This window comes from Brevundimonas sp., from assembly GCF_046293315.1.
Lineage (GTDB): Bacteria > Pseudomonadota > Alphaproteobacteria > Caulobacterales > Caulobacteraceae > Brevundimonas.
The window spans coordinates 1-634 of sequence record NZ_JBKBPF010000074.1; the positions used below are offsets into that span (position 1 = coordinate 1).

Consider the following 634-nt stretch of genomic DNA (forward strand, 5'->3'; position numbering starts at 1 on the left):
TGCGACACGCCGCGCGCAGCTCGGCTTCCGGTCGCAACTTCTCCGCATTGCTGTTGCGCCAGCCTTGGCCGGTGTAGGCCTGCAACACGTGCTCGTAGTACCGAATGTCGGCCACACAGCGCTTCACGCGGTTGCAGAACGTGCGCCACCGCTTGCCAGTCACGCGGGAGCTAGTGCTACCGGATCTTGCCCTGCCTTTCGCGCTGCTTGTGGCACTGACACCACCTCTGCCGCCACCACCACCACCACCACCGCCGCCGCCGCCGCCGCCGCCGCCACCGCCGCCGCCACCGCCACCGCCACGGCTGCCGCTACCGCCAGCGGCACTATCGCTCCCGTCGCCTCCACCGCTGCCCCGGCGGCTTCTGCCGTTCGTTTTCCCATGATTTCTTGGGCTGCGCCGCCCTTCCGTGCGCGATGAGTGGTCACTGCTGTAGTCCATAGTAAGCAAAGAATGCACGCCCGCATCAGCTGTGCTTGAATCCGTCGGGAATGCGCGCGCCAAGTACTTGTAGTTCATCGGACGCCGCTTGCGGCGAGTGCGTCGCTCCGAGTCAGGGGCGGGCGCCGCACCAGAGCCCGTGGCTGCAGATGGCGATGAGATGGCGCTTCCACCAGGCAAAGGCTGTGCGGT

General features: G+C 67.0%; 1 protein-coding gene. It reads right to left on the bottom strand.

The window, feature by feature from the left end; genetic code table 11:
• Positions 1 to 159 precede the first annotated feature (159 nt).
• Positions 160 to 384, bottom strand: a complete 225-nt coding sequence (locus tag ACK4SE_RS14080; protein WP_409693974.1) for a hypothetical protein — start codon at positions 382 to 384, stop codon at positions 160 to 162.
• Positions 385 to 634: the final 250 nt, after the last annotated feature.